Raw genomic sequence first — 25,514 nt, forward strand, 5'->3', positions numbered from 1 at the left:
ATTAGTGGCAGGTGCGACCGAAGGCGCGGGAAGGTGGAACGGTGCGGGGCGTGGCAACAACATTCCGGATCGCGGCGCTCGCGGTCCTGTCCGTCTGGCTCGGACTTGGGGTGCCGGCGGTGGCCACCACGCAGACCGTCCCGATCCGGGCGGTTGCGAGCTTCTCGATCCTGGGCGATCTCGTCCGGCAGATCGGCGGTGCGTCCGTGACGGTGACCACCCTGGTCGGACCCGATTCCGACGTTCACGGCTTCAGCCCGTCGCCAGCCGACGCGCGCAAGCTCGCCGAGGCCGATATCGTATTCGTCAACGGCCTCGGGCTGGAGGGCTGGCTCGACCGGCTAATCCGCGCCTCCGGCACGCGCGCCCCAGTGGTGACCGTCTCGACGGGCGTGTCGCCGATCCCGGCGCAGGACGAGCATGTCCACGGGGAGGGCGGTCACGGACACGGTGAGCACGCCTTCGATCCGCATGCCTGGCAGAGCATCGCCAACGTTCGGATCTACGTGGCGAACATCCGGAACGGCCTCGTGAAGGTCGATCCGGCCCATGCCGCCGCCTATCAGGAGGCCGCGGCCGGCTACCTCGCCAAGCTCGATGCCCTGGAGCGGGACGTCCGGGCAACGATCCTCCAAATCCCGCCGGAGCGGCGGCAGATCATCACGACCCACGATGCCTTCGGCTATTTTGCGGCGGCCTACGGCCTACGCTTCATCGCGCCGCAGGGCGTCTCCACCGACAGCGAGGCGAGCCCGCGGGACGTGGCGTCGATCATCCGCCAGATTCGCCGCGAGCGCGTACCCGCGGTGTTTCTGGAGAACATCAGCGACCCGCGCCAGATGGAGCAGATCGCCCGCGAGAGCGGCGCCCGCATCGGCGGGAAGGTCTATTCCGACGCGCTCTCCGGGGCGGACGGTCCGGCAGCGACCTATCTCGACCTGATGCGGTCGAACCTGGCGGCGTTCGACGCCGCGCTCATGCCGAAGTGACCCGATCCGACCGGCGCGGGATCGATTGCGCTGCAGCCGCTCCGCCGAGGGCTGGCCCGTGTCAAGGCCGGATGCCGGCTCCGACAGGACGGGATCGAGCTTCCATCCCGACGACGTGCTCTGCGGCTGCGCCGATCCTGCCCGGATCACGAGCCGCCACGACTGGCGGTGCCGTCCTCTGTCGCCTTCACGGCGTCGGGCATGACATAGCGTAAACCGCCGGTTAAGAGGCCCCCACTAGCCTTACGAAACGGGTGCCAGCCGATCCTCGTACGCGAGGGCTCAAGGCCTGGGGGCCTTGTGAAAACGCGCAGCTCGGAGATCGCGTGGCTTGGGGGCCTGACCGCTGGCGCTTCTATCGGCTCGTCGCGCGCGAGGCTGCACGCGCGGGCCGCGCGGCCGGAGCCAGCGTCACCGCACCGCCCGACATCCTCGCCCGGATGCGGGTGACCGGACTGGTGATCGCACCGCAGGACCTGCGGACCTCGGACGCGACCTTTGCGGACGACATCTATGCCGGGCTGTTCGTCTTCGCGGGCCGGTCGCTCGCGGCGAGCGGCGGCTCACCCTTCGACTACGCGGCGCCGTCGCCGGAATGGGCTGATGAGCTCTACGGCTTCGGCTGGTTGCGCCACCTGCGCGCCGCCGACACCGCCCTCGCCCGGGCCAATGCCCGCGCCTTCGTGGCCGATTTCATCGCGGGCCGGGGCGACGCGGCGCTCGCCCGGCAGACGCCGGTGGCGGCCCGCCGGTTGATCTCGTTCCTGTGCCAGTCGCCCCTCGTGCTGGAGGGGGCCGATCACGGCTTTTACCAGAACTTCCTCAAGGCGATCGGACGCAACGCGCAGCAACTCGAGCGCGACCTGCGGCGGGGCGTGCCACCGCAATGGCGCCTGAACGCCGCCGTGGCGCTCTGTTACGCCGGCCTGTGCTGCGACGGCATTCAGCCGATCCTGCGTCGAGCGACCCGGATTCTGACGCGGGAGCTCGACCGCCAGATCCTGACCGATGGTGGCCACCGGTCCCGCGACCCGCGCTTCGCCATGGATCTGCTCCTCGACCTCCTGCCCCTGCGCCAGAGCTACCTCAGCCGCAGTGTCGAGCCGCCGATGGCGCTGCTGCGGGCCGTCGACCGGATGTTGCCGCTGCTGCGACTCCTGCGCCACCCGGACGCCTCGCTGAGCCACTTCAACGGCATGGGCGCCACGGATGCGGACCACCTCGCGACCCTGCTGGTCTACGACGGCGCGCTCGCCCGGCCGCTGATGCACGCGCCGAACTCGGGCTACGAGCGCCTGGAAGGCGGCCGGGTCGTCATCGTGGCCGATGTCGGCGCGTGCCCGCCGCTGCCCTACTCGGTGAATGCCGGTGCCGGCTGCCTCGCCTTCGAGATGTCGAGCGGCCCCCAGCGCATCGTGGTCAATTGCGGCCTGCCGGCCAGCGGGGCGGATCTGCGCCTCCTCGCCCGTTCGACGCCGGCCCACTCCACGGCCTCGGTCGCCCACAGCTCGTCGTGCCGGTTCCTCACTCGTACCGGGTGGTGGGGCGAGCGGCTCCTGGCCGATTGGCTGATTCGCCGGCGCGGGCCCGTGGTGCTGAGCGGGCCCTCGGCGGTGGCCGCCGAGCGCGCCGAGGAGGCCGACAGCGTCGTCCTCGCGGCCCGGCACAACGGCTACGCGCCCGATTTCGGTATCGTGCACGAGCGCCGCTGGCAGCTGTTCCACGCGTCGGTGCGGCTGGAGGGCCGCGACGCCTTCCTGCGCCAGGGCAAGGCGCAAAGCCGGGGGCGGCGGTTGCGCCCGCAGGATGTGGCGATCCGCTTCCATCTCCATCCCGGCATCGCCGTGCGCGGCATCCCGGACGGGCTCGAACTCGCCTCGGCGCTCGGCGAGGTCTGGGTGTTCCGCGCCGAGAACGCCGAGATCGCCATCGAGGAGAGCGTCTACTTCTCGGGCCTGACGGGGCCGCGCCGCACCGACCAGATCGTGCTGCACCTGCGCGTCTCCGAGGACGTGGAGGTCCGCTGGAGCTTCGAGCGTCAGGCGTCCGCACCGCTGCGCGGGGTGGCACCCTGAGGGAGCCGGCTGGCCGGGCTCACCGTTTCCATGCTACCGCGCCGGAAAATCTCGAACTTTCGGCACGAAGCTATGGCGCACGATCAGGTGCGGGTCTCCCGCGCGCTCCTCTCGGTCTCGGACAAGACCGGCCTCGTCGACTTTGCCCGGGCGCTCCACGCCCGCGGCATCGCGCTGGTCTCCACCGGGGGCACGCATCGTGCCCTGCAGGAGGCCGGCCTGCCTGTCACCGAGGTGGCCGATCTCACGGGCTTTCCGGAGATGATGGACGGCCGGGTCAAGACGCTGCACCCGGCGGTTCACGGTGGATTGCTCGCCATCCGCGACAACCCGGAGCATCAGGCCGCGCTCGCCGCCCATGGGATCGGCGCCATCGATCTGCTGGTGGTCAACCTGTACCCGTTCGAGGCCACCATCGCGGCCGACCGGTCGGATGCCGACTGCATCGAGAACATCGATGTCGGCGGCCCGGCCATGATCCGTGCGGCGGCCAAGAACCACGCGGATGTGGCCGTGGTCACCGACGTGTCGGATTATGCCGGCGTGCTGGCCGCACTGGAGGCGCATGACGGCGCCCTGGGCGCGGAAATGCGCCGGAGCCTGGCGCAGAAGGCCTTTGCCCGCACCGCGGCCTACGATGCCGCCATCGGCAACTGGATGGCCGGCCGCTTCGGCACGGATGCGCCGGCCCAGTTCCGCGCCTTCGGCGGCACCCTCGGTCAGGCGCTGCGCTACGGCGAGAACCCTCATCAGGCGGCCGCCTTCTACCGCGCGCCCGGCAAGGTCCGCTCGGGTGTGGCCACCGCCCGGCAGCTCCAGGGCAAGGAGCTGTCCTACAACAACTTCAACGACACGGACGCCGCCTACGAGTGCGTGGCCGAGTTCGATCCGGCCCGGACCGCCGCCGTGGCGATCATCAAGCATGCCAATCCGTGCGGTGTCGCGGAAGGCACCAGCCTGCTCGAAGCCTACGAGCGGGCTCTGAGCTGTGACCCGACCTCGGCCTTCGGCGGCATCGTCGCCCTCAACCGGACGCTCGACGCCGAGGCGGCCAGCAGGATCGTCGAGATTTTCACCGAGGTGATCATCGCCCCGGATGCCACGCCCGAGGCCGCGGCCATCGTCGCGGGCAAGAAGAACCTGCGCCTGCTTCTGGCCGGCGGACTGCCTGACCCGCGGGCCCCCGGCGAGACCGTGCGGACGCTCGCCGGCGGTCTGCTGGTCCAGAGCCGGGATGCGGTGGTCGTCGACGACATGCCACTCAAGGTCGTCACCAAGCGGGCGCCGAGCGAGGCCGAGCTGGGCGATCTCCGGTTCGCCTATCGGGTGGCCAAGCACGTGAAGTCGAACGCCATCGTGTACGCCAAGGCCGGCGCGACGGTGGGAATCGGCGCGGGTCAGATGTCCCGGGTCGATTCCTCGCGCATCGCCGCCTGGAAGGCCGCCGAGGGCGCGAAGCGCCTCGGGCTGTCCCAGAGCTTGGCGGTCGGCTCGGTGGTGGCGTCGGACGCGTTCTTCCCGTTCGCGGACGGGCTGATGGCGGCCGCCGAAGCGGGCGCGACGGCGGTGATCCAGCCCGGCGGTTCGATGCGCGATGCGGACGTCATCGCGGCCGCCGATGCGGCCGGCCTGGCCATGGTCCTCACCGGCCACCGTCATTTCCGGCATTGATCGGGCGGGGTCGGGAGGGTCACGACGTGACGCTCCCGTGCCTCCGTGCTCCAGCACCGCCGAGAGGCCTGTCCGTCGCGCGGCGCCGCCGCGCTTCCGTTAACGATCCGCACGGATTGGAGCCGGTCGCGGCGATTTTTGTTCCGGCTGCGATGTCTCTCAGCATTGCCGTGAACAAGCGTGGCCTGTGCCGAAGCTCAGCAATGGATGTCCCGTAACGCCGAATGCTCTTTTTTGAGCATTATTGCCGAACAAATACCCCCACCTTTGCGAATATGGGTGGCATCTGCGGAGCGGGTTGATATTTTCTCGGCTGCACGCCATCATTGCCCAGATGTGCGCCGGAAGCTCGTGAGAAGAACTTCCTGGAACGAATCCGGGTTGGGTGACGAGATGGTGGTCGCAGCGCTGTTGTTTCTCGTGGGAGCGCTGATCGGCCGCTCCTATTCGGTGATGATCATCGCCATGACCTCATCGGTGGTCATGTTCACTGCGATGACCATTTTCATGTCCGTTTACGGCCTCGACCTGCTGCACGTTCTGATTATGCTGGGATACCTGACGGCCCATCAGGCGGGATATCTGCTCGGCGCCTATCTCACCGACTATCCCGAGAACAATCGCGGGCTGTAACCAGCGTCACCACCACCAAACCAGCCGCCCGGCGAGGGTGTTGATCAGCGCCCACAAGCCCAGAGCCACGGCCATCCAGATAATTAGAAGTAGAAGATGCAGATTCCGATGAGGCTGACGGCGCAAATGTGGCACGACATCGTTCACGATGGAAATCCCAGGGGCCCTGGATCGTAGGGGAACCTTATACGGCCTTGTGCCGCTAAGGTTCCGCCGGGGCGATCGGCGAAAGATTAAATTTCGGACAGTTTCCGGCGGCCGGCAGGTTTGTTGGACGACCGGCATTGGCCGAGAAACGGACTGAAAGTTGCAGTCATTGACTGCTTGCAACGTGGTGGTCAGAAATCAGGACATTCCGTGTCGGCTCGCCGTTTCGACGGTGATGGTTCCGTCTGCCGTCGATACTTGAGACCTCTGTATAGGATCCGCCGCAACGCAATCCGTGACAGACCGCACGGATTGCGATTCCGCCGTCGCGTTGCGGGTTCGACACAAGCCGAGACGGCCCGGCCCGCCTTGCGGCCACGACCCGGCACGGGTCCGTGCCGGGCGGCCCTCTGCCCGGAGGCGCGCGGACATCTCTGTGGAAATGGAAACGCCCAGGCAGTGGGAACTGCCTGGGCGTCGTCGACGCGTGGTTCGTTTGGCCGGTTTGCGCCGCTCAGGTATCCGCGAAGATGTCGCGATCCTTGGTCTCCGGCACGAAGAGGATGCCGATGATCACGGTCGCGACCGCGATGACGATCGGGTACCAGAGGCCGAAATAGATGTCGCCGGTCTGGGCCACCATGGCGAAGGCGGTCGCCGGCAGCAGGCCGCCGAACCAGCCGTTGCCGATATGGTAGGGCAGCGACATCGAGGTGTACCGGATCCGGGTCGGGAACAACTCCACCAGCATGGCGGCGATCGGGCCGTAGACCATCGTGACGAAGAGCACGAGGATGAACAGCAGGCCGATCACCTGCGCGACCTGCGGCCGGAAGATGTCGAACGGATTCGACATCTTGACGATCTCAGGGTCACCCGCCTTCGGGTAGCCCGCGGCCTGGAGTGCCGCGGTCGTGGCCTTGTTGGCCTCGACGTTGCCCCCCTGCGGATAGGGGATCTCCGTATCGTTGACCCGAATGGTCGTCGGCTGTCCGGCCGCCCCGGCAGCGGTGGTGTAGCGCACCGACGACTTCGACAGGAAGTCGCGGGCGAGGTCACAGGGCGCGGTGAACACCCGGGTTCCGACCGGATTGAACAGGTTTCCGCAGGCGGCCGGATCGGCCGTCACTGTCACCTTCACGTTCTCGATCGCCGCCTCGAGCTTCGGGTTGGCCGTGGAGGTGATGCCCTTGAAGATCGGGAAGAACGTCGCCGCCGCGATGGCGCAGCCCGCCAAGATGATGACCTTGCGGCCGATCTTGTCGGACAGCCAGCCGAAGACCACGAAGAAGCCGGTGCCGAGAAGCAGCGACCACGCGATCAGCAGGTTGGCGGTATAGCCGTCGACCTTGAGAATCGATTGCAGGAAGAACAGCGCGTAGAACTGGCCCGTGTACCAGACCACACCCTGACCGGCGACGAGGCCGAACAGGGCGATGATCGCGAACTTCGCATTGCGCCACTGGCCGAAGGCCTCGGTGAGCGGTGCCTTCGAGGTCTTGCCCTCGTCCTTCATCCGCTGGAAGGCCGGAGATTCCGACAGCTGGAGGCGGATCCAGACCGAGATGCCGAGCAGCAGCACCGAGACCAGGAACGGGATGCGCCAGCCCCACTCGGCGAAGGCGGCCTCGCCGGTGAAGGTCCGGGTCGCGAGGATCACGAGGAGCGACAGGAACAGGCCCAGGGTCGCGGTCGTCTGGATCCAGCTGGTATAGAACCCGCGCCGGCCGTTGGGCGCGTGCTCGGCGACGTAGGTGGCGGCGCCGCCATACTCGCCGCCGAGGGCGAGGCCCTGGGCGAGGCGCAGGACGATCAGGATGATCGGAGCCGCGATGCCGATGGTGGCCGCGTTGGGCAGGATGCCGACGATGAAGGTCGACAGGCCCATGATCAGGATCGTGATCAGGAACGTGTATTTGCGTCCGACGAGATCACCGATGCGGCCGAAGACCAGGGCGCCGAACGGACGGACGATGAAGCCTGCCGCGAAGGCGAGCAACGCGAAGATGTCGCGCGTGGCGGGCGGATAGGCAGAAAAGAACTGCGCGCCGATGATCGCTGCCAGAGAGCCGTACAGATAGAAATCGTACCACTCGAACACAGTACCGAGCGAGGACGCGAAGATCACCCGCTTCTCGGCCGAAGTCATCGGCCTCGCGGCGTCTCCGGCCCGCGGGATCGCGGTTGCCACAGCCATAAGACACGTCCTCCCAAACGCATATGGGCGGCCCGACGATGGGATCGCCCTTTCCCGGCCCGCTCCCGGGCGGCCCTGCGCAAAGCGCAGATCACCTATGCGTTATCTCAAGGGCGTGGCGGGTCAACCGGTAAAGCGATTGTGAAGAGCCTCATCAACACAGGTGCGCACCGAGTTGTCACCGGAACGACGAAGGGCGCGGCTCGCGCCGCGCCCTCCGCCTGTCCGACGCGTCTGGTTGAGATCAGTGCGCGTGGGCGCCGGACGCCCCGATGCCGGTCTCGGAGCGCACATACTGCGCCTCGAAGGCGGCCCGCTCGCGCTGGGCCCGGCGGGACTTGTCCATGAGCGACACGACCCAGATCGTCGCGAAGGCCAACGGCATCGAGAACAAGGCCGGGTTGTCGTAGGGAAAGAGCGGGGCCGGGTTGCCCAGCGTCGTCACCCACACGGCTTTCGACAGCACCACCATGATCACCGCGGCGAGCAGGCCGACGAGGCCGCCGGCCAGCGCACCCCAGGTGGTGGTGCCGCGCCACAGGATCGACATGGCCAGCACCGGGAAGTTGCAGCTCGCCGCCACCGCGAAGGCCAGGCCCACCATGAAGGCGACGTTCTGGTTCTCGAAAACGTAGCCGAGGTAGATCGCCACGATGCCGATCACCACCGCCGAGATCTTCGACAGGTTGACCTCGTGCTTCTCGGTGGTGCGCCCGCGGGCGATCACCTGGGCGTAGAGGTCGTGGCTGATCGCCGAGGCGCCGGCGAGCGTCAGGCCCGCCACCACGGCCAGGATGGTCGCGAAGGCCACGGCGGAGATGAAGCCGAGGAAGTACGGGCCGCCCACGGCGTTGGCGAGGTTCACCGCCACCATGTTGGTGCCGCCGATCATGTCCTTCAGCTTGTCGAAGGTCCCGGCCGCGCCGAGCTTGAAGTAGACCGGATCGGACATCAGCAGGGCGATGCCGCCGAAGCCGATGATGAAGGTGAGAATGTAGAAGTAGCCGATCAGGCCGGTGGCGTAGAACACCGACTTGCGCGCGGCCTGCGCGTCCGAGACCGTGAAGAACCGCATCAGGATGTGCGGCAGGCCGGCGGTGCCGAACATCAGGCCGACGCCGAGGGAGATCGCCTCCACCGGGTTCGACACGAGTCCGCCCGGCGCCATGATGGCGTCGCCCTTCGGGTGAACCTGCACGGCGTTCGCGAACAGCATCTCGGGGTTGAAGCCGTATTTCAACAGCACTGCGCCCGCCATGAAGGTCGCGCCGCCGAGGAGCAGGCAGGCCTTGATCACCTGCACCCAGGTGGTCGCCTTCATGCCGCCGAAGGCGACGTAGACGATCATCAGGACGCCGACGATGATCACCGCGTAGAGATAGGGCAGGCCGAACAGGAGCTGGATCAGCTTCCCGGCGCCGACCATCTGGGCGATCAGGTAGAACGCCACCACCACGAGGGTGCCCACCGCCGAGATGATGCGGATCGACGTCTGGTCGAGACGGAAGCTCGCCACGTCCGCGAAGGTGAACTTGCCGAGGTTGCGCAGGCGCTCCGCGATCAGGAACAGCACGATCGGCCAGCCGACCAGGAAGCCCGTGGAATAGATCAGCCCGTCGAAGCCCGAGGTGTAGACGAGGCCGGAGATGCCGAGGAACGAGGCGGCCGACATGTAGTCGCCGGCAATCGCCAGGGAGTTGGTCCCCGCCGAGATGCCGCCGCCCGCCGCGTAGAAATCGGCGGCGGACTTCGTGCCCTTCGCGGCCTTGTAGGTGATGCCGAGCGTCAGCAGCACGAAGAACAGGAACATCAGGATGGCCGGCCAGTTCGTGACCGATTGCTGCACGGCCCCGAGATCCGGGCCGGCGGCATAGGCCGCGCTGGCGGCGATCGTGCCGAGCGTCAGGCCGAGGAGGAGCCGGTTCATCGGGCGACGCTCCGCTTGAGGGCGGCGCTCAGCGCGTCGAAACGCGTGTTGGCCCGGGCCACGTAGACGCCGGTCAGCGCGAAAGCGAACAGGATCACGAAGACGCCCGCGAACAGTCCGAGGGAGGCGGTGCCGCCAACCTTCACGGCGAGCAGCGACTTGTCGAAGGCGATGAGCCCGATGAAGCCGAAATAGACCACCAGCATCAGGATGGTCAGCGTCCAGGCGAAGCGGGTGCGCTCATGGACGAGTTGCTGGAATTCGGGTGTCCGGACAATCCGCTCGACCTGCGGATCGACCTCCGTTCCGAGTGCGCGTGTTCCCGGGGGCGCCGTGCGCCCTCGAAGGCCGAGTGTCGTGCCGCTCATGGCTTTTCCTCCCGCGAGGGCACTCTGGCCCCCCGGTTCATCGCGTTGAAGTTCGTGGTTCTTGTTGGAGACGGGCGCCGCCCCGGCACCCGTCCCGGTCCGAACCCGCGCCGCTATGGCCGCGGCGCGGATGCGATCAGGCCCGGTTCTGCCGGTTCTCGATCAGGTCGTCGACCACGGCCGGCTCGGCCAGCGTCGAGGTGTCACCGAGCGAGCTGAAATCGTCCTCGGCGATCTTGCGCAGGATCCGGCGCATGATCTTGCCCGAGCGGGTCTTCGGCAAACCCGGCGCGAACTGGATCAGGTCTGGAGAGGCGATCGGCCCGATATCCTTGCGGACCCAGGTCACCAGCTCCTTGCGCAGGGCGTCGTCGCCCTCCTCGCCGTCGTTGAGGGTCACGTAGGCGTAGATGCCCTGGCCCTTCACGTTGTGCGGGTAGCCCACGACCGCCGCCTCGGCGACCTTCGGATGGGCGACCAGCGAGGATTCGACCTCTGCGGTGCCCATGCGATGGCCGGAGACGTTGATGACGTCGTCAACGCGTCCGGTGATCCAGTAATAGCCATCCGCATCGCGCCGGGCGCCGTCGCCGGTGAAGTACTTGCCCGGATAGGTCGAGAAGTAGGTCTGCTCGAACCGCTCGTGGTCGCCGTAGACCGTGCGCATCTGGCCCGGCCAGGAATCGGCGATGCAGAGATTGCCCTCGCAGGCCCCTTCCAGAACCTTGCCCTCGGCATCGACCATCTCGGGCGTCACGCCGAAGAACGGCCGGGTTGCCGAGCCGGGCTTGAGTGCGGTGGCGCCCGGCAGCGGGGTGATCAGGATGCCGCCGGTCTCGGTCTGCCACCACGTGTCGACAATCGAACAGCGCTTGTCGCCGACGACGTTGTAGTACCATTCCCAGGCTTCCGGGTTGATCGGCTCGCCGACGGAGCCGAGCACGCGCAGCGAAGCCCGCGAAGTCTTCTTCACCGGCCCCTCGCCGCCGCCCATCAGCGAGCGGATGGCGGTGGGCGCCGTGTAGAAGATGTTGACCTTGTGCTTGTCGATCACTTCCCAGAAGCGGGACGTCGACGGATAGGTCGGGATGCCCTCGAACATCAGCGTCGTCGCGCCGTTGGCGAGCGGTCCGTACACGATGTAGCTGTGGCCGGTGACCCAGCCGACATCGGCGGTGCACCAGTACACGTCGCCCTCGCGGTAATCGAAGACGTATTCATGCGTCATCGACGCGTAGACGAGGTAGCCGCCCGTGGTGTGCACCACGCCCTTCGGCTGACCGGTCGAGCCCGAGGTATACAGGATGAAGAGCGGATGCTCGGCCTCCACCGCCACGGCGGGGCACTCGTCGGTCACCTGCTCGGCGGCCTCGTCGTAATAGACGTCCCGGCCAGCCTCCATGGCGACGCTGCCGCCTGTGCGGCGCACGACGATCACGTGGTCGACGAGATCCGCGTCGAGCCGCTTGATCGCTTCGTCGACATTGGCCTTCAGCGGCACCTTGCGGCCGCCGCGCAGGCCCTCGTCGGCGGTGATCACCAGCTTGGAGCCGCACCCCTGGATGCGCGACGCCAGCGAGTCGGGGGAGAAGCCGCCGAACACGATGGCGTGGATCGCCCCGAGCCGCGCGCAGGCGAGCATCGCGTAGGCGGCCTCCGGGATCATCGGCATGTAGAGCGTGACCCGATCGCCCTTGCCGACGCCGCGGTTACGCAGGACGTTGGCCATCCGGCAGACCTGCGCGTGCAGCTCCCGGTAAGTGATGTGCTTCGACTCGTCGGGATTGTCGCCTTCCCAGATGATCGCGGTCTGGTCGCCGCGGGTCTCCAGATGACGGTCGATGCAGTTATGGGCGACGTTGGTCTTGCCGTCTTCGAACCACTTGATCGAGACCTTGCCGGGCTCGAAGCTGGTGTTCTTCACGGTGGAGAACGGCGTCATCCAGTCGATGCGCTTGCCGTGCTCGGCCCAGAACGCATTCGGATCGGCGACGGACGCCGCATACATCTCTTGATACTTGGAATCGTCGACGTGAGCGCCCTCACGCCACGCGTCCTTCACCTCGATGACCTTGCCTTGCATGGCGTTCCATCCCTGATTGGTGCCCGATCGTATCGCGGTGGCGGCCGCGCAGCCAGGACTTCCAAAGTAATGTAGCCTACAATTTACGATGACGATATGATCGCGGTTTCGCGCGCGCTCAGATCAAGTCCCGTAAATAAATTGGGCACAATGTAACAGCTGATTGAGGCTTCGATGCTGCGCTGTCAAGCGCGGGGAGCCTGGCGAACGATCACCCGCCGTCCTCTGTTTCCGCCCCCGGACGATGGCCGGTACAGGGGCGCGCTTTCGGGGACGCGTCGGCGCGCGATCGGCCAGGGTTCTATCCGTTCGCCACCCGTCGCGTCGGCATGATGATTTCCACGAGCGTGCCGTCTTCCGGGCGTGCGGAGAGCTGGAGGCGGCCGCCGTTGGCCTCCACCAGGGCACGCGGCAGTGCCAGCCCGTCCTCGACGGATTCCTTCGGGTCTTCCACCCGCGGAGCAGGCCCGGCGCCGGTACCGCGCACCCGCAGGGCAACGGCCGCCCGTTCCGCCGAGCCGGTGGAAACGATGATCTGGCTTCCGGCGGCGGAGCGTCGGATCGCGTTCTCGATCACGAGGCTGGCCGCGCGGCTGACCGAGCGCTCGTCGGCTTCCAAATCGCCGAGATCGGTGGAGAAGCTTGTCCGCATCACGACCCGGCCTCGCGCTGCCTCGCCCTGAAGGCGGGCGACGCAACCCGCCACGACGTCGTTGAGGTCGAGGGCGCGGGGTTCGAGGCGCAGCGAACCGGCCTCGACTGCGGCAAGATCCAGAAGCTTGCCGACCCGTTCCAGGATCGTCTCGCCCGACGCTTTGATCTCCGCCAGGCAGTCCCTGTAGCGCGTGTCGCCGAGGGGCCCGAAGGGCTCCTTCAGCATCGCGTTTGCCAAATCGATCATCCCGGTGACGGGGCCGCGCACGGCGCCGTCGAGCCGGCTCAAGGCCTCTCCGCCGCCCGGCACGGTTTCCGGGCGACTGGCTGCGCCCGCCTCTCCGGGCGCCGCGCGACCGGCATGGTCGAGCGTGACCACCCGTCGTCCAAGAGGCCCCGCGACGGCGAGCGACATCGGCTTGCCGGCCAGGACAATGGAGCGCCGCTCCGGGGCCGCGCCGCGCAGGGCATCGGCGATCGTCAGGACGCTCTGACGGTCGAACAGGCTGACGAAACTGCCGCCGACGACCTCGCGCGGATCGCATCCGAACAGGCCGGCCGCGGCGTGGTTCAACGCGACGATGCGGCCGGCCCCGTCGACGGTGACGACCCCGATCTCCAGTGCGTCCAGGGCCGCCTCGGCACGGGCCGTTCGTTCCGTCTGGGCGGCGCGGGCGAGGCGCTCGGCGGTGAGCGCATCCGCGACATCGGCCTCATCGACCGGGCGCGCGATCAGGCACGTCGCGGCGGCGCCTGCCCAGCTGAAGGCGCCGCTCAGCAGTTCCACCGGACGCGTATGGCCCTCGACCGTCTTCACCGTGGTCCGGCGTGCCGCGTCGCCAAGCGCGTCGCCAAGCGCGTCGCCAAGCGCATCGCCAAGCGCGTTCGAAGGCGGGAGACCCGGGAGAAGTCCGGAGAGCCCGGTGCGGGCGAGGCTCGGCAGGTCGGGATGGCCTGTCAGATCCAGAAAGCCGCGATTGGCGGCGACGATGGTGCCGTCGTGGTGGATCAGCGTCGGCAGCGGCAGACCCGCGAGAAGGTCGGCCTGCGGAGGAGCGGCCACGTCGACGGGGGGCTCGACACTGGCCCCGTCGGTTTCCGTGCTGGCCTCCTCGGAGGCCACGGGCAGATCCACTGGATTGGTCTGCGGCGCGGGGAACGGCATCACCGCGCCGCTCTCGGCCTTCGGCGCCCCTGATTCAGGATCGACCTCGTCGCCGGCATAGCGTGCGCCCAGCGCCCGGGCGATTTCCCGGAAGGCGGCATGCTCATCAGTCGAGAGCGGTGTCGCGATGAGATCCGGCGCAGGCGCGACCGGCCTTTCGACTTCGACGGGCTCGGGGAGAGGCGACGCGGGCGCCGAAACCGACGATTCCGGCGGCGGCGCCGCGGGCTCGGCGACGACCTTGATCGCGTTCGGCGCGCTCCGGATCAGGCCGAACCCGCCGAAGCCGGAGAACGCCGCATCACCCCGCCCCAGAGGGGCGCCGGAGAGATCGACCCGGAACGGCCCGGTGCCGGCATCGAGCACCGCCGATTCGCCGCGGAAGGTTCGCCGGTCGCGCAGGGCCGTCAGCACCGAGTCGGCTTCGGACAGGAGGCCTGTCGCCGCCATGTCCTGCCACCGCTGCCCCACGAGGCCCGCGAGGGCCTCCGGCCCGGTGAGGGTGGTCAGGACACCAGCGGCATCGATGCGCCATAAGAAGCGGTTGTCCCGCCCCATCGAGGATGGCGTCGCCTGCGGATGCGCCGGCGGCGCGCTTGCGCTCGCCGGGGGCGCGACGGGGCGGACCGGCCGGGCGCGGGCGGCGGTCACGGGCGTGGTCGGTACCACGAGGATGGCGGGACGACCGTCCGCCTGAGTTCCACGCGCCAGCCAGCACAGTGCCGGGGGGGCGATGCGGCGGACATCCAGGCGCAGGCGCGCGAGGCGGGGCGCGGCGTCCCCTGCGGTCGCGGCAACAATCTGACGGATCAAACCGACGAGCGCGGAGCCGGTCAGGGTGTCGGCCAAGGGCGCCGCCGCATCGGACGCGTACAGGATCTGCCCCGCCGACGGGTCGACCACGAAATGCACGGTGTCCCGAGCGCCGAGCGTGGCGGCCAGGGCCGGCACGCGCGCCCAGGCCGCGAAGGCAGTCGCCAGCCCGGGCTGGGCTGCACCGGCCATCGGTGTCACTGTCGTCTCCAAAGCCCGCGACCTCGAACCCTAACGCGATCCGTCACGTTCCATGGGCTCGCTTTGCCCGAGAAACGCCCGTGACCGTAGCCCTATTGTAAACTCCCTTGCGCCGCGACGCTGGACTCTGGGCGCAACCGTCACACGTTTACGTCATGGCAACCTTAACGCCATGGGCGTGGGTGGCATAAGGCGGCGAATCAGATATTGTGCACCGCACAAAGCGCCATCCACAGAGCAATCAAGAGAGGAGACGTAGAATGAGCAACCCCCCGAATTACGAAGTCCCGGCCGAGATGCGTGACTTTGCCGAGAAGAGCGTCGAGCAGGCCCGCAAGGCCTTCGACAGCTTCATCGGCGCGGCCCGCCGTACGGCCGATACCGTGCAGGGTTCGGCCGAAATGGCCCGATCCAACGCGCTGGACGTCTCCTCGCGCGGCTTCGAGTATGCCGAGCAGAACGTGAACGCGGCCTTCGATCTTGCCCAGAAGCTGGTTCGCGCCAAGGACGTTCAGGAGGCCATGCAGCACCAGGCTGAGTTCGTGCGCAGCCAGTTCGCCGCCATCCAGGCGCAGGCCAAGGAGTTCAGCGGTCTCGCGCAGAGCGCGATGCAGCAGGGCGCCGAGCGTGCCAAGTCGGCGATGCAGCAGGGGGCCGACGAGGCCCGCAAGGCCATGGAGCAGGGCCAGGACGCCGCCAAGCAGACGGCCCAGGACGCCCAGGACGCCGCCGAGCGCGCGACGCACTGAGGCCTGCACCGATCAACGGGGCTGCGACCCGTTCCCGGGCTCCGGGGGCGGGTCGTCTCGTTTTCGCCGGTATTGCCGCCGAGAGCCGCCGGGCGGACGCGTTGAGTCCGCGCCGAGCGAAGGAATCAGGGATGCGCCTTACTGTTTCGGGCCGATCCGGCCTGCGTGGTCCGTTCCGGCTCGCGATCGCCGCGCTGGCGCTCGCGGCCGCGTTGCCGGCCGGCGCGGCGCGGGCCCAATATTACGACGATCCGGGTTACGACGGCGAATACCGGCCTGTCCCCCGCCGGGCGCAGCGCGCCCCCGTCGGTTACAACTGCGATGCGGTCCAGCAGGGCATCACCGGACCGAAGCCGTTCTCGTGTCCTCTGCCCGGCCCGCGGCCCCTCGGCGTGCGCTGCTTCTGCGACATGCCGATCGCCTCGTTCAGCCCGCCGCAGACCGCTGTCGGGCGCGTCGTCCCGTAACGGAAAGGGCCGCGCACCCGGATGGGTGGCGCGGCCGGTCTCGTGGGGGCGGGGTCCGCGAGGGTGGTCCCGCCGGATCGAATTCAGTTCAGAACGACGACCTTGGCGCCGACCTTCACACGCTCGTAGAGGTCGGTGACGTCGTCATTGGTCATCCGGATGCAGCCCGACGACACCGCCTGACCGATCGTGTCCGGCTCGTTGGAGCCGTGGATGCGATACTCGGTGCTGCCGATATACATGGCACGGGCGCCGAGCGGGTTCTCGATGCCGCCGGCCATGTAGCGCGGCAGGTCGGGACGGCGGGCGATCATGGCCTTCGGGGGCGTCCACGACGGCCACTCGCGCTTGGCGGTGATCTTGTTGGTGCCGCTCCAGCTGAAGCCCGGGCGACCGACGCCGACGCCGTACCGGATCGCCTGACCATCGCCCAGAACGAAGTACAGGCGGCGCTCGGCGGTGGAGACCACGATGGTGCCGGGCGCGTAGTTCGCGTTGAACGCCACGACCTCACGGGGGATCGGCTGGACCTGCGCCTGCGGCGCCGCCTGCACGCCCTGACCATAGCCCGGGGCGTAAGTGCCCTGGTAACCGTACTGTCCCTGATCCGAGTAGTACTCGTCGGAGCCGTCCGTACCGAAGGGATCGTACGACGAAGCGGCGAGGGCTGGCGTTGCGGCAAGAACAGCCACGCCGAGGAGCGCGCCGAGTGCGGTGACCGAGGTCTTCATGAGTGGCCTGCCTGTGCGATAACCTTTGCCTTTACAAGCGTGAGCATAGGCAGGCAGTTCCACACATCCGCCATGAATTTGCTGTTGGGCGGAATACGCAGGGCCGCTCGACCGTACGGTGCGCCGCGGCTCGGGCCAGGGCCCGCGGCTTGCTCAGGTCACCTCGTCGGTGTGGATGTCGAACCGTGCGAGGTGGGCGTAGCCGAAATTGGTCGAGATCGCGCAATCGGTGGCGTCGCGGCCGCGGGCCATGATGATGCGACCGATCCGGGGCCGGTTGTGGCGGGCGTCGAACGTGTACCAGCGCGGTCCGTCGGGCCCGTGGAGGTAGACCTCGAACCACGCGGAGAAGTCCATCGGCGCCGGATCCTTCGGCACGCCGATGTCGCCCAGATAGCCGGTGGCATAGCGCGCCGGGATGTTCATGCACCGGCACAGGGCGATCGCCAGATGCGCGAAGTCCCGGCACACGCCCTCGCGCTGCATGAAGGCGTCATGCGCACTCCTCGTGGCATCGGCGCGTTGGTAGTCGAAGCGGATCCGCTCGTGCGTGTAGTCGACGATGGCCTGGACGCGCGCCCAGCCCTCCGGCGTGGTGCCGAACAGCGACCACGCCGTCTGCGAGAGCCTGTCGGTGTCGCAGTAGCGTGAGCCTAGCAGGAAGATCAGGACATCGTCGGGCAGATCTTGGACCGGGATCTGGCGGGCCTCCGGCACGACCGGATCGGGCAGCCCCGTATCGTCAACGATGAGGTCCGTCGAGATCGTCAGCTGTCCGGGCGGCGCGACGATCCGGTGGCAGATGTTGTCGAAGGCGTCGCGGTATTCGCGAGCCTGGAGCGGCGGATCGAAGCCGATTTCATGCGGGGTCGTCACGTCCGGCATCCGTGAAGGATGGACGCTGAGCATCAAAATCATCGGTGTTGGCTGCGACAGCGTGAACGCAATCTCGAAACCCGTCCTGATCTTCATCGCGGCCACCTTGCTCTGTCGCCTTCCGCGCGCACTCGCCGCGCATGCCTGTCCCGGATCCGGATGCTCACCCGTGCTCAACGCGCGAGGGGCGGCGGCAGCCCTTGCAGGCTGTGGGCCGTCGTCCCGTCGGCGGGCAATTCCACCACGTTGACATCGACGCGCATGCCGAGATCGTCGCTGCTGAGGCCGAAGAAGGAGCCGTGCAGCGGAACGGCCTGAGCGGGGTCGCGGGCCACCGCCACGCGGATCAGGTCGCGGTTGCCGACGATGCCGTTGGTCGGGTCGAACTCGACCCAGCCCGCGCCGGGCAGGTAGACCTGCAGCCACGCATGGGTGGAGCCGCCGCCCACGTGGCGGGCGCGGTCGTTCCGGGGATTGTAGAGATATCCGGAGACGAACCGGGCGGCCATGCCCAGCGCGCGCACGCCCTCCATCATCAGCACGGCGAAGTCCCGGCAGGATCCGAGCTTCGTGCGCAGCGTCGTCAGCGGATCCTGCACGCCCTTCTCGGCACGGGCCAGATAGGTGAAGTTCGCGCGTACGCTGCGCGTCATGGCGGCCAGCAATTCCTGCGTGGGGATGCGTCCCTGAGGCGGCAGGAAGCTTCGCGCCCAGGCATCGACCTCGTGGCGCGGGTCGGGCCATTGCCGCTCGATCGAGCGGGCGAGATCCGGCATGTCCTCGGCACCGTAGCCGAACGGATAGTGCGTCGCGTGCGGTGCGAGCGGGAACACCGGCGCGTGTTCCGGCGTGTGGTCGAGGGTGATGCCGCAATCGAAGGTCAGGACTTCGGCGCGGATGTCGAAGGTCGTGACGGCCACACAATTTCCGAACACGTCGAACAGCCAGCGCTGGGAGGCCGGTTCGGGCGTGATGTCGAGGGTCGCCGCGATCAACCGCTGATCGTAGCTGTCGCGCGGCCGGAACATGATCCGGTGCTCACCGAAGGCGACCGGCCGTCGATACCGGTAAGTCGTGCGGTGGCGGACAGACAGGATCGGCAACGTCACAGTCTCCCGGCTCGTGCCGACACGACCGGCGGTCATGCAAGGGCCGGGCCTTCCCGGTCCGCATCGTGCAGCGACGATACGGGTCCGACGGCCCGCACAGATCCGGGCTCACGACCCGTCCGGATTCCCGGCCCTGCCGTCAGGCGCGGATGACGCGTCCGGGCTCTGCCGGATGGTTCGAGAGCGACGATGAACGGGCTCGGGGGAGGCCGCCGGCTCTCAAACGACCGGAGGGGCCGGATCGGAAGTGGCGCGCTCGGCTTCGACCAGCACGTCCAGGGGGCGCCAGGGCTTGGCGATGAACACGGCCTCGGGCGGCATCTCGGGCCGCGGCAGGCCATGCCCGGAGGTGATCACCAGCCGGGCCCGCGGCCACAAGGTCGCGACCGCGCGGGCGAGCTGGAGGCCGTCCATATGGCCGGCCAGCCGGACATCGGCGAAGACCAGGGCGACGTCGCCGCCGCGTGCCTGAAGGACCGACAGCGCAGCCTCGGCGCTGTCGCAGCCGACCACGTCTAGTTCCGTCTCTTCGAGCAGGGTCTCGGCCAAGGCCCGAATCGCGGGATCGTCCTCGACGACGAGGGCGACGCGCCGCGGATCGGTCTCGGCCGCCACGGCGACCGGCCCGGCTGCGGCGACCCTGTCGTCCTCGGTCTGCCGGACGCGGCGCACCAGGGCGGCGAGGTGCTCCGGCATGCCCTCGGACACCAGATCATCGTAGAACGACGCCAGTGTCTGACCGATCTGGTCGAGAGGAATACCTGGCGACAGCGTATCATTGAGCGGCAGGGGCGCGCTCGTTCCGTGCTTTTTCAAGGACTTCCCCCGAAGTCGAACGTCGTGCCGCTCAAGGAGGCGGCGCTTGAGGAGGAAAGTCGGCAATCCGCCCCTGGTTGCGCGCGACGTTGGGAATCCCGCATTGCACCCGCCGCCCGTTACGGCGTGGCGAGGCCCAGTTCGGCGTCGGCGTAAGCCATGATCCCGGACACTTCGCGGACGTTCTGATAGCGCGTGCCGCGGGTGCTCATCATCGCCTCGAACTTCTCATGGACCTGTGCCACCGACAGGCTCATCGGCTTGCGGTGACGTCCGCGCCCGACGAAGCGCCCGGCGGCGAAGAAGATCGAGCGGTTGGCCCGGGCCGGGCCCGGGAGCAGGGCTGCCGCGGCGGCGGCCGGCTTATTCACGACGTTGGCGAGGAACTCCCCGGCATCGTCCGGCCCGAGGAAGTGGGCGAGGTAGACCTCGCCGAGGGTCAGCTCGCGGCCGATGCGCAGGGCGATGCGGGCGGCGTCGCGCTTCAGCATCTCGCCGGCCATCAGGGCCGACAGGTACGGGTCGCGGCGCAGCTCCAGCACACGGGCGCGTTCCGCCTGATCGGCGATCACCGGCCGGTCGTTGGCGTCGGACGTGATCGACGCGGCCTCCTTCTCCAGCCCGTATTTGGGCCCGAAGTCGCGGACCACACCGAGCCAGGTCCGCTCAATGAACTGGAAGAGGCCCGTCGCCGAGGAAGTCTTGGCCTGAACGGCCGTGACGAAGCTCGACTCCTTGTCGGCAACTGCCATCAGCAGCACCGGATCGGTCTGAACGGCCTGGGCCGCCCGCACGATCGTCTGCACCAAGTGGCGCCGGATCTTCATCGGGCCGAATTCGAGAATGTCGTTGGGGTCGCCCGCGGCGCTCTCGGAGAGAAGGAAGTCGTACGACACGCGGTCGACCGTGTTGGAGCCGAGATCGGTGTCGAGATCGTGCACGGGGGCGAAACTGGAGGCGGCGCGGAGCGGCGTCTGGTCGAGCTCGGTATTGAGGGCGACTGTGTGGATGCGCGGGCGCGGCATCGGGAGTTCGGTAGCGGCTTCCGCCGTGGACACGGCCGGCGACAGGCCGACCTTGGCGAGATCCACGCCCGATCCGATCAGCGCGGCGCTGAGGCCGCCGGCGATCATCGACACGGTGAGCAGCGAGCGGAACAGCGCTGGGCGGCTGCCATGGGCACGGCCCAGCATGGGCTGTGCGGCGATCACGTCGGCGCGGTTCGAGCCGAAATGGCTCTGCTTGCCGGTGATGGTCCTCGGCGATCCGACCGTGCGGCCCTGCATCGTTATCCCGACTCTCCACACGCCGTTGTGGCGCTACGGACTCACCATCGCTTGACAGATGTGGCGACAACACGGCCGTGCTTGTGGCCGAGTTGCGGCGTCCCGGGGAGATTTCGGGGCAGGCCGCCCGTGACTCGCGCGGCATCCCTCCTTAAGAGGGCGCCATGCGGGCGCCGGGCGGATGACGCGCGGCCGCCCTTTCCCGTCCGTCCTGCCAGAGTCAGCCCCGATGAGCGGCGTCAACGAGATCCGGTCGACCTTCCTCGACTACTTCGCCAAGGCGGGACACGAGGTCGTGCCCTCCTCGAGCCTCGTGCCGAAGAACGATCCGACGCTCATGTTCACGAACGCCGGCATGGTGCAGTTCAAGAACGTCTTCACAGGGATGGAGAAGCGCGCCTACGACCGGGCGACGACGGCGCAGAAATGCGTGCGGGCCGGCGGCAAGCACAACGACCTCGACAATGTCGGGTACACGGCACGTCACCACACCTTCTTCGAGATGCTCGGCAACTTCTCGTTTGGCGACTACTTCAAGGACCGGGCGATCGAGCTGGCCTGGACCCTGATCACGAAGGAATTCGGCCTCAAGTCCGACAGGCTCCTCGTCACCGTCTACGCCGACGACGACGAGGCCGCCGGCCTGTGGAAGAAGATCGCCGGCTTCCCGGACGAGAAGATCATCCGGATCGGGACCTCCGACAATTTCTGGCAGATGGGCGATACCGGCCCCTGCGGTCCTTGCTCGGAGATCTTCATCGACCAGGGGCCGGCGCTGCAGGGCGGGCCGCCCGGCTCTCCGGACGAGGACGGCGACCGGTTCCTGGAGTTCTGGAACCTCGTGTTCATGCAGTACGAGCAGCTGGAGCCGGGCGTCCGCAACCCGCTGCCGCGGCCGTCGATCGACACCGGCATGGGCCTGGAGCGCATGGCGGCGATCCTCCAGGGCGTCCACTCGAACTACGACACCGACCTGTTCCGCGCCCTCATCGACGCCGTGGCCCACGCCGTGTCGCGGGCGCCGGAGCCGGCGACGCTCGCATCCTACCGGGTGATCGCCGACCACCTGCGGGCGGCCTCCTTCCTGGTGGCCGACGGCGTGCTGCCCAGTAACGAAGGGCGAGGCTACGTGCTGCGGCGGATCATGCGCCGCGCCATGCGCCACGCCGAGATCCTGGGCGCCCGCGAGCCCACCATGTTCCGCCTCGTCCCGACGCTGGTGCGCGAGATGGGCCAGGCCTATCCGGAGTTGATGCGGGCCGAGAGCCTGATCGCCGAGACCCTGAAGCTGGAGGAGACCCGCTTCCGCCGCACCCTCGAGCGGGGTCTGTCGATCCTCGACGCCGAGAGCCGCGACCTCAAGCAGGGCGACAAGCTCTCCGGCGAGACCGCGTTCACCCTTTACGATACCTACGGCTTCCCCCTCGACCTGACGCAGGACGCCCTGAAAGCCCGTGGCATCGGCGTCGATACCGACGCCTTCTCGGCGGCGATGCAGCGTCAGAAGCAGGCGGCCCGCGAGGCCTGGAAGGGCTCGGGCGAGGCGGCCACCGAGACGGTGTGGTTCGGCCTGCGCGAGCGCGTCGGTGCCACCGAGTTCCTGGGCTATGAGACCGAGACGGCCGAGGGCATCGTCACGGCGCTGCTGCGCGACGGCGCCGAGGTGCAGAGCCTCGACGCTGGCCAGACCGGCCTCGTCCTCGTCAACCAGACGCCGTTCTACGGGGAATCGGGCGGCCAGGTCGGCGATACCGGCCTGATCCTGGCGCCGGGCGTGCGGGCGCGGGTGACCGACACCCAGAAGAAGCTCGGCGACCTGTTCGTCCACCATGTGACCGTGGAGGAGGGAAGCTTGGGCCTCGACCAGCCGGTAGAGCTCAAGGTCGACCATGTCCGCCGCAAGGCGATCCGGGCCAACCACTCGGCGACCCATCTGCTGCATGAGGCTCTGCGGCAGGTGCTGGGCGATCACGTCGCGCAGAAGGGCTCGCTCGTGAGCCCCGATCGTCTGCGTTTCGACATCAGCCACCCGAAGCCCATCGAGGCGGATGAACTCGCCCGGGTGGAGGACATCGCCAACGCCGTGCTGCTGCAGAACGCGCCTGTCGTGACCAAGCTGATGGCCGTGGACGACGCCATCGCGTCGGGCGCCAGGGCGCTGTTCGGCGAGAAGTACGGCGACGAGGTGCGGGTGGTCTCGATGGGGCTGCCCATCGACGAGGAGGCCGCGCAGGGCCGGCCGAAGACCTTCTCGGTCGAACTATGCGGCGGCACCCACGCCGGGCGCACCGGCGACATCGGAGCGATCACCATCGTGGGCGAGAGCGCGGTGGGGGCCGGCGTGCGCCGGATCGAGGCTCTCACGGCCGACGCGGCGCGTCATCATCGGGCCGAGGAGGCCCGGACCCTGGCGGCGCTGGCCGGCATTCTCAAGGCTCCGGTCTCCGAGGCGCCCGATCGTCTGACGTCATTGATGGAGGATCGGCGGCGCCTGGAGCGTGAACTGGCCGAGACCCGCCGGAAGCTCGCCATGGGCGGCGAGGGTGGTCCGGGCTCGGGCGCTCAGCAAACTGAGATCGGCGGCGTGGCCTTCCGCCGCTCGGTGGTGGAAGGGCTCGACATGCGCGACCTCAAGCCGATCGTCGATGAGGAGAAGAAGCGTCTGGGCTCCGGCATCGTGGCGGTGGTCGGCGTCGCGCCGGACGGCAAGGCGGGTCTGGTCGTTGGCGTCACCGACGACCTGACCGGTCGCTACGATGCCGTCGGGCTCGTGCGGGCTGGAGCGGGCGCGCTCGGCGGCAAGGGAGGCGGAGGCCGGCGCGACATGGCGCAGGCCGGCGGGCCGAACGGAGCCGGAGCCGAGGCCGCCCTTGACGCCATCGCGCAGGCTCTCACCGAAGCGGCCTGAGACGCGCCCGCAAGGAACCGCGCCGTCTCCGGTGCGGCCGTGGAGGCGAGCGGCGGGATGGTCGGGGTCCCGCCCTCGGCGGCTTACGTGTTTCCGCCGACGCCGCCGCCCTGCGGTGTCGCCCGCGACGGGGGATTGGCGTTGCCCGCTGCGGCCAGATCGGTCGCCATCCTGTCGCCCAGACGATTGGTCGGGCAGTAGGTCCCGGTCGCGGCGTTACCGGTAGCGTCGCTCTGCTTACTCACAACGCCCGAGGCGCGGGCGCGACTGTGCCTGGACTGGGTCCGGCGCGAGGGCGGGCAGGCCAACGAGGCGGGCGAGGAGGGGCTGGGTCACGAAGCCCCCGTTTCGGTTTCTGACCCACGCGACCTCAGCGGCGCAGACCCGATCCTGCATCGTTGCAGCGCCGGCGCCGGCCTGCGGGGGCCTCGGTTATTTGACGCGCGTCCAGGTCTGCTGCTTGCAGAATACGCTCATCACGCAACCGGAGACTTCGAGCGTATCCGGGCCCGTGAGCTTCAGCGAACCGGAATAGGTCTTGCCGTCGTTCGGATTGTAGAGGGAACCCGAGTAACCGCCGCCTTGGGGCTGACGCGCGTCGAGGATCTGAACGCCCACGACGCTGCGACCGCGCAAGGCCGGATCCGGGTTCTTCGCGTCGAGTCCCTTCCCCGGTGCGCTGACGATCGTCCCGCAGAAGCCGCTCCCGCAGGGCGTGATGCGGACGCGGGAACTGCCGGTCTCCGTGAGCCAGAAGCCAGCCGGGTCGGCCGCCAGAACCGGACCGCACGCCGTGCCCATCGCGAGCAGTGTCAGAATCGAGCGACGAAGCCTCGAACCCATCCCTGGTCCTCTCCTGTCCAGAATGCGGATGGGTACTTAGCGCGATGCTCGGGGCAGCGCACTGCCCAGATAAGTTTCGACCACCTCGCAGAACGGCTCGCCGGCGGCAGTCGAGAGCACGGCATCGATCTCGAAGAGCGGATCGTCGGGGCCCGGATCCGTGCGCTGGTCCGGCGCGCGAACCGCGACGGTGTCGCGAACCGGGGCGAGGGGACGCACGACCCGGCCGAAGGGCGTCCGCGTGCTGTCCAGCGTCGCGTTCATCTCCGGCGTGAGGCGTGCGGGCACATACCAATTGTCCGCTTCCGACAGGACGCGGTCGCCGCAGGCGAGGCGGACCCGGCGATAGCGCACGGGCTCGTCCGGCCCGATCGCCAGCCGCGCCCGCTGCACCGCCGTCAGAGGCTTGTCCGCCACCGGTATCCGCTCGGCGACGAGGTGAGGATCCCCCGCAAGCTTGTGGTCGGCACACCAGCTTTCGAGGGCGAAGGTCGCGCTGTGAGCCGCGAGAATGCGGCTCCGCAGCGAGGCGATGAGCGCCTGCGGGCTTTCAGCCGGCGCCGGCGCGGCGGCAGGACCGGACACGGACGCCCCATCGCGCGCAGAGCTTGGTGACCCGGTCATCGGGACAAGCGCCGCCAGAGCCACGCGCAGCGCCCACCGGCGAAATGCGGGCTGCCGGGTTCGACGGCCGTCGCGCGTCGATCGATCCCGTGCCAAGTATGGCGAAATACAAAGGGCATGGCGGAAAGACTTTCCGGTGTGCCACAGCATCTCGAGCCATGTCCTCCCAGTCGAAATACCAG

19 protein-coding genes are annotated in these 25,514 nt (G+C 68.4%); 7 read left to right on the forward strand and 12 right to left on the reverse strand.

The window, feature by feature from the left end:
* The first annotated feature begins 50 nt into the window (after positions 1 to 50).
* The 4 genes from P9K36_RS30250 (at position 51) to P9K36_RS30265 (ending at position 5,368) form a co-directional block, all read left to right on the forward strand.
* Positions 51 to 989 carry a zinc ABC transporter substrate-binding protein gene (locus tag P9K36_RS30250; RefSeq protein ID WP_100794057.1) on the forward strand — a complete coding sequence of 313 codons (939 nt, stop codon included), beginning with the start codon at positions 51 to 53 and terminating at the stop codon, positions 987 to 989.
* Positions 990 to 1,315: 326 nt separating this feature from the next.
* On the forward strand, positions 1,316 to 3,064 hold the full coding sequence (locus P9K36_RS30255) for a heparinase II/III family protein (protein ID WP_043353729.1): 1,749 nt from the start codon (positions 1,316 to 1,318) through the stop codon (positions 3,062 to 3,064).
* A gap of 72 nt (positions 3,065 to 3,136) precedes the next feature.
* Complete coding sequence (purH, locus tag P9K36_RS30260) at positions 3,137 to 4,735, forward strand: bifunctional phosphoribosylaminoimidazolecarboxamide formyltransferase/IMP cyclohydrolase (protein ID WP_043760491.1); 1,599 nt, start codon at positions 3,137 to 3,139, stop codon at positions 4,733 to 4,735.
* Between the two features lie 207 nt (positions 4,736 to 4,942).
* The gene (locus P9K36_RS30265) at positions 4,943 to 5,368 is read left to right on the forward strand and encodes a hypothetical protein (RefSeq protein ID WP_236961707.1); all 426 of its coding nucleotides are present in this window, start codon (positions 4,943 to 4,945) and stop codon (positions 5,366 to 5,368) included.
* Positions 5,369 to 6,029: 661 nt separating this feature from the next.
* Here the strand turns inward: P9K36_RS30265 and P9K36_RS30270 are convergent.
* The 5 genes from P9K36_RS30270 to P9K36_RS30290 form a co-directional block, all read right to left on the reverse strand.
* A complete protein-coding gene (locus P9K36_RS30270) occupies positions 6,030 to 7,664 on the reverse strand; it encodes an MFS transporter (RefSeq protein ID WP_052083781.1) in 1,635 nt (544 codons plus the stop codon).
* 292 nt (positions 7,665 to 7,956) lie between these two features.
* Entirely contained in the window at positions 7,957 to 9,639 is a 1,683-nt protein-coding gene (locus tag P9K36_RS30275; RefSeq protein WP_043353743.1) for a cation acetate symporter, read from the reverse strand.
* Positions 9,636 to 10,007 (reverse strand): DUF485 domain-containing protein, encoded by a 372-nt coding sequence (locus P9K36_RS30280; protein WP_043353744.1) that lies wholly within the window; start codon positions 10,005 to 10,007, stop codon positions 9,636 to 9,638. The genes P9K36_RS30275 and P9K36_RS30280 overlap by 4 nt, the downstream gene beginning before the upstream one ends.
* A 136-nt stretch (positions 10,008 to 10,143) precedes the next feature.
* Positions 10,144 to 12,090, reverse strand: a complete 1,947-nt coding sequence (gene acs / locus P9K36_RS30285) for an acetate--CoA ligase (protein ID WP_043760494.1) — start codon at positions 12,088 to 12,090, stop codon at positions 10,144 to 10,146.
* Positions 12,091 to 12,391: 301 nt separating this feature from the next.
* Positions 12,392 to 14,914: a PAS domain-containing protein gene (locus P9K36_RS30290; RefSeq protein ID WP_278306333.1), complete on the reverse strand. Its 2,523-nt coding sequence runs from the start codon at positions 14,912 to 14,914 to the stop codon at positions 12,392 to 12,394.
* 269 nt (positions 14,915 to 15,183) lie between these two features.
* On the opposite strand from P9K36_RS30290, the gene P9K36_RS30295 reads away from it, so the two are divergent.
* Both P9K36_RS30295 and P9K36_RS30300 read left to right on the forward strand, forming a co-directional pair.
* Positions 15,184 to 15,672 carry a phasin gene (locus tag P9K36_RS30295; protein WP_043353754.1) on the forward strand — a complete coding sequence of 163 codons (489 nt, stop codon included), beginning with the start codon at positions 15,184 to 15,186 and terminating at the stop codon, positions 15,670 to 15,672.
* Positions 15,673 to 15,803: 131 nt separating this feature from the next.
* Positions 15,804 to 16,139: a hypothetical protein gene (locus P9K36_RS30300; RefSeq protein ID WP_051044905.1), complete on the forward strand. Its 336-nt coding sequence runs from the start codon at positions 15,804 to 15,806 to the stop codon at positions 16,137 to 16,139.
* A gap of 83 nt (positions 16,140 to 16,222) precedes the next feature.
* Here P9K36_RS30300 and P9K36_RS30305 read toward each other — a convergent pair whose 3' ends face one another.
* From P9K36_RS30305 to P9K36_RS30325, 5 genes are all read right to left on the reverse strand, one after another.
* Positions 16,223 to 16,870 carry a L,D-transpeptidase gene (locus P9K36_RS30305; protein WP_043760497.1) on the reverse strand — a complete coding sequence of 216 codons (648 nt, stop codon included), beginning with the start codon at positions 16,868 to 16,870 and terminating at the stop codon, positions 16,223 to 16,225.
* Positions 16,871 to 17,023: 153 nt separating this feature from the next.
* Positions 17,024 to 17,842: a transglutaminase family protein gene (locus tag P9K36_RS30310; RefSeq protein ID WP_278306334.1), complete on the reverse strand. Its 819-nt coding sequence runs from the start codon at positions 17,840 to 17,842 to the stop codon at positions 17,024 to 17,026.
* Between the two features lie 77 nt (positions 17,843 to 17,919).
* Positions 17,920 to 18,849 (reverse strand): transglutaminase family protein, encoded by a 930-nt coding sequence (locus P9K36_RS30315; protein WP_053608907.1) that lies wholly within the window; start codon positions 18,847 to 18,849, stop codon positions 17,920 to 17,922.
* 225 nt (positions 18,850 to 19,074) lie between these two features.
* Positions 19,075 to 19,671: a response regulator gene (locus P9K36_RS30320; RefSeq protein ID WP_078947027.1), complete on the reverse strand. Its 597-nt coding sequence runs from the start codon at positions 19,669 to 19,671 to the stop codon at positions 19,075 to 19,077.
* A gap of 119 nt (positions 19,672 to 19,790) precedes the next feature.
* Positions 19,791 to 20,957 (reverse strand): transglycosylase SLT domain-containing protein, encoded by a 1,167-nt coding sequence (locus P9K36_RS30325; RefSeq protein WP_043381650.1) that lies wholly within the window; start codon positions 20,955 to 20,957, stop codon positions 19,791 to 19,793.
* Between the two features lie 229 nt (positions 20,958 to 21,186).
* On the opposite strand from P9K36_RS30325, the gene alaS reads away from it, so the two are divergent.
* On the forward strand, positions 21,187 to 23,865 hold the full coding sequence (gene alaS, locus P9K36_RS30330) for an alanine--tRNA ligase (protein ID WP_111473184.1): 2,679 nt from the start codon (positions 21,187 to 21,189) through the stop codon (positions 23,863 to 23,865).
* A gap of 432 nt (positions 23,866 to 24,297) precedes the next feature.
* Here the strand turns inward: alaS and P9K36_RS30335 are convergent, their stop codons facing one another.
* Positions 24,298 to 24,708, reverse strand: coding sequence for a DUF2147 domain-containing protein (locus P9K36_RS30335; protein WP_043353773.1), 411 nt, complete (start codon positions 24,706 to 24,708; stop codon positions 24,298 to 24,300).
* 36 nt (positions 24,709 to 24,744) lie between these two features.
* Complete coding sequence (locus P9K36_RS30340) at positions 24,745 to 25,482, reverse strand: hypothetical protein (RefSeq protein WP_091955117.1); 738 nt, start codon at positions 25,480 to 25,482, stop codon at positions 24,745 to 24,747.
* Between the last annotated feature and the right edge of the window lie 32 nt (positions 25,483 to 25,514).

The sequence above is a fragment of the Methylobacterium sp. 391_Methyba4 genome, from assembly GCF_029691625.1.
Taxonomy (GTDB): domain Bacteria; phylum Pseudomonadota; class Alphaproteobacteria; order Rhizobiales; family Beijerinckiaceae; genus Methylobacterium; species Methylobacterium fujisawaense.

Excerpts from the sequence above, each read along its gene's own strand:
- purH (WP_043760491.1), top strand. The coding sequence starts at position 3,137 with ATGGCGCACGATCAGGTGCGGGTCTCCCGCGCGCTCCTCTCGGTCTCG.
- P9K36_RS30265 (WP_236961707.1), top strand. The coding sequence starts at position 4,943 with ATGTCCCGTAACGCCGAATGCTCTTTTTTGAGCATTATTGCCGAACAA.
- P9K36_RS30270 (WP_052083781.1), bottom strand. The coding sequence starts at position 7,664 with ATGACTTCGGCCGAGAAGCGGGTGATCTTCGCGTCCTCGCTCGGTACT.
- P9K36_RS30275 (WP_043353743.1), bottom strand. The coding sequence starts at position 9,639 with ATGAACCGGCTCCTCCTCGGCCTGACGCTCGGCACGATCGCCGCCAGC.
- P9K36_RS30280 (WP_043353744.1), bottom strand. The coding sequence starts at position 10,007 with ATGAGCGGCACGACACTCGGCCTTCGAGGGCGCACGGCGCCCCCGGGA.
- acs (WP_043760494.1), bottom strand. The coding sequence starts at position 12,090 with ATGCAAGGCAAGGTCATCGAGGTGAAGGACGCGTGGCGTGAGGGCGCT.
- P9K36_RS30290 (WP_278306333.1), bottom strand. The coding sequence starts at position 14,914 with ATGGCCGGTGCAGCCCAGCCCGGGCTGGCGACTGCCTTCGCGGCCTGG.
- P9K36_RS30295 (WP_043353754.1), top strand. The coding sequence starts at position 15,184 with ATGAGCAACCCCCCGAATTACGAAGTCCCGGCCGAGATGCGTGACTTT.
- P9K36_RS30300 (WP_051044905.1), top strand. The coding sequence starts at position 15,804 with ATGCGCCTTACTGTTTCGGGCCGATCCGGCCTGCGTGGTCCGTTCCGG.
- P9K36_RS30305 (WP_043760497.1), bottom strand. The coding sequence starts at position 16,870 with ATGAAGACCTCGGTCACCGCACTCGGCGCGCTCCTCGGCGTGGCTGTT.
- P9K36_RS30310 (WP_278306334.1), bottom strand. The coding sequence starts at position 17,842 with ATGAAGATCAGGACGGGTTTCGAGATTGCGTTCACGCTGTCGCAGCCA.
- P9K36_RS30325 (WP_043381650.1), bottom strand. The coding sequence starts at position 20,957 with ATGCAGGGCCGCACGGTCGGATCGCCGAGGACCATCACCGGCAAGCAG.
- alaS (WP_111473184.1), top strand. The coding sequence starts at position 21,187 with ATGAGCGGCGTCAACGAGATCCGGTCGACCTTCCTCGACTACTTCGCC.
- P9K36_RS30335 (WP_043353773.1), bottom strand. The coding sequence starts at position 24,708 with ATGGGTTCGAGGCTTCGTCGCTCGATTCTGACACTGCTCGCGATGGGC.
- P9K36_RS30340 (WP_091955117.1), bottom strand. The coding sequence starts at position 25,482 with ATGCTGTGGCACACCGGAAAGTCTTTCCGCCATGCCCTTTGTATTTCG.